Source organism: Bacillus sp. YBsi01 (assembly GCF_038406745.1).
Taxonomy (GTDB): domain Bacteria; phylum Bacillota; class Bacilli; order Bacillales; family Bacillaceae; genus Bacillus; species Bacillus siamensis.
This window is the reverse complement of sequence record NZ_CP151679.1, coordinates 1-2,500: the sequence shown is the minus strand read 5'-3', so window position 1 is coordinate 2,500 and position 2,500 is coordinate 1. Positions and strand designations below refer to the sequence as shown.

The 2,500-nt window shown below is 51.2% G+C and carries 2 rRNA genes (1 of these 2 cut by a window edge); both read right to left on the bottom strand.

Going from position 1 to position 2,500, the window contains the following annotated elements:
- Positions 1-485: ribosomal RNA gene (locus tag AADZ70_RS00010) — 23S ribosomal RNA — on the bottom strand; it reaches 2,444 nt to the left of the window's first position.
- A 174-nt stretch (positions 486-659) separates the two neighbouring features.
- Positions 660-2,209: ribosomal RNA gene (locus tag AADZ70_RS00005) — 16S ribosomal RNA — on the bottom strand.
- The 16S and 23S rRNA genes sit together here, the layout of an rRNA operon.
- Positions 2,210-2,500: the final 291 nt, after the last annotated feature.

The following is a 2,500-nucleotide window of genomic DNA, read 5'->3' as shown; positions in this document are numbered from 1 at the left end:
AGGGAGTATTTAGCCTTGGGAGATGGTCCTCCCGGATTCCGACGGAATTTCACGTGTTCCGCCGTACTCAGGATCCACTCAGGAGAGAACGAAGTTTTGACTACAGGGCTGTTACCTCCTATGGCGGGCCTTTCCAGACCTCTTCATCTACCTCGTTCCTTTGTAACTCCGTACAGAGTGTCCTACAACCCCAAGAGGCAAGCCTCTTGGTTTGGGCTGATCCCGTTTCGCTCGCCGCTACTCAGGGAATCGCATTTGCTTTCTCTTCCTCCGGGTACTTAGATGTTTCAGTTCCCCGGGTCTGCCTTCTCATATCCTATGTATTCAGATATGGATACCACTCCATTACGAGTGGTGGGTTTCCCCATTCGGAAATCTCCGGATCAAAGCTTGCTTACAGCTCCCCGAAGCATATCGGTGTTCGTCCCGTCCTTCATCGGCTCCTAGTGCCAAGGCATCCACCGTGCGCCCTTTCTAACTTAACCGTTAAAAAGAATCACTACGTGATTTCTTGCATTACAATTGAATGTGAATTACTTCTGTTATCTAGTTTTCAAAGAACATTATCTCGAAGAATCGAATGATCCTTCAAAACTAAACAAGACAGGGAACGTTCTGTTTATAAGACCCACGGTCTTATATTCCGTTAAAATCCTTAGAAAGGAGGTGATCCAGCCGCACCTTCCGATACGGCTACCTTGTTACGACTTCACCCCAATCATCTGTCCCACCTTCGGCGGCTGGCTCCATAAAGGTTACCTCACCGACTTCGGGTGTTACAAACTCTCGTGGTGTGACGGGCGGTGTGTACAAGGCCCGGGAACGTATTCACCGCGGCATGCTGATCCGCGATTACTAGCGATTCCAGCTTCACGCAGTCGAGTTGCAGACTGCGATCCGAACTGAGAACAGATTTGTGGGATTGGCTTAACCTCGCGGTTTCGCTACCCTTTGTTCTGCCCATTGTAGCACGTGTGTAGCCCAGGTCATAAGGGGCATGATGATTTGACGTCATCCCCACCTTCCTCCGGTTTGTCACCGGCAGTCACCTTAGAGTGCCCAACTGAATGCTGGCAACTAAGATCAAGGGTTGCGCTCGTTGCGGGACTTAACCCAACATCTCACGACACGAGCTGACGACAACCATGCACCACCTGTCACTCTGCCCCCGAAGGGGACGTCCTATCTCTAGGATTGTCAGAGGATGTCAAGACCTGGTAAGGTTCTTCGCGTTGCTTCGAATTAAACCACATGCTCCACCGCTTGTGCGGGCCCCCGTCAATTCCTTTGAGTTTCAGTCTTGCGACCGTACTCCCCAGGCGGAGTGCTTAATGCGTTAGCTGCAGCACTAAGGGGCGGAAACCCCCTAACACTTAGCACTCATCGTTTACGGCGTGGACTACCAGGGTATCTAATCCTGTTCGCTCCCCACGCTTTCGCTCCTCAGCGTCAGTTACAGACCAGAGAGTCGCCTTCGCCACTGGTGTTCCTCCACATCTCTACGCATTTCACCGCTACACGTGGAATTCCACTCTCCTCTTCTGCACTCAAGTTCCCCAGTTTCCAATGACCCTCCCCGGTTGAGCCGGGGGCTTTCACATCAGACTTAAGAAACCGCCTGCGAGCCCTTTACGCCCAATAATTCCGGACAACGCTTGCCACCTACGTATTACCGCGGCTGCTGGCACGTAGTTAGCCGTGGCTTTCTGGTTAGGTACCGTCAAGGTGCCGCCCTATTTGAACGGCACTTGTTCTTCCCTAACAACAGAGCTTTACGATCCGAAAACCTTCATCACTCACGCGGCGTTGCTCCGTCAGACTTTCGTCCATTGCGGAAGATTCCCTACTGCTGCCTCCCGTAGGAGTCTGGGCCGTGTCTCAGTCCCAGTGTGGCCGATCACCCTCTCAGGTCGGCTACGCATCGTCGCCTTGGTGAGCCGTTACCTCACCAACTAGCTAATGCGCCGCGGGTCCATCTGTAAGTGATAGCCGAAGCCACCTTTTATGTCTGAATCATGCGGTTCAGACAACCATCCGGTATTAGCCCCGGTTTCCCGGAGTTATCCCAGTCTTACAGGCAGGTTACCCACGTGTTACTCACCCGTCCGCCGCTAACATCAGGGAGCAAGCTCCCATCTGTCCGCTCGACTTGCATGTATTAGGCACGCCGCCAGCGTTCGTCCTGAGCCAGGATCAAACTCTCCGATAAATGGATCACAGACTAAGTTCACTGCATCCTGCAGTAACGTCTGTGTGATCTGCATCGTGCAGACCTTAGTTTGACTGACTACGCACATCGCTGTGCGATTTATTTAAAACTTTGAATTAACAGGTACGTTTTGTCTTGTTTAGTTTTCAAAGATCATCTTCAACCTCATCTTGAGGCGACTTTCTCAGTATAACATTTCAGCAAGTTGCTGTCAAATGTTTTTTTGTTTTTATTTCTCCGCCGCTGTGTGCTTTTTGTCGAAGCGCATCAGCGACGTTTAATAATATAACA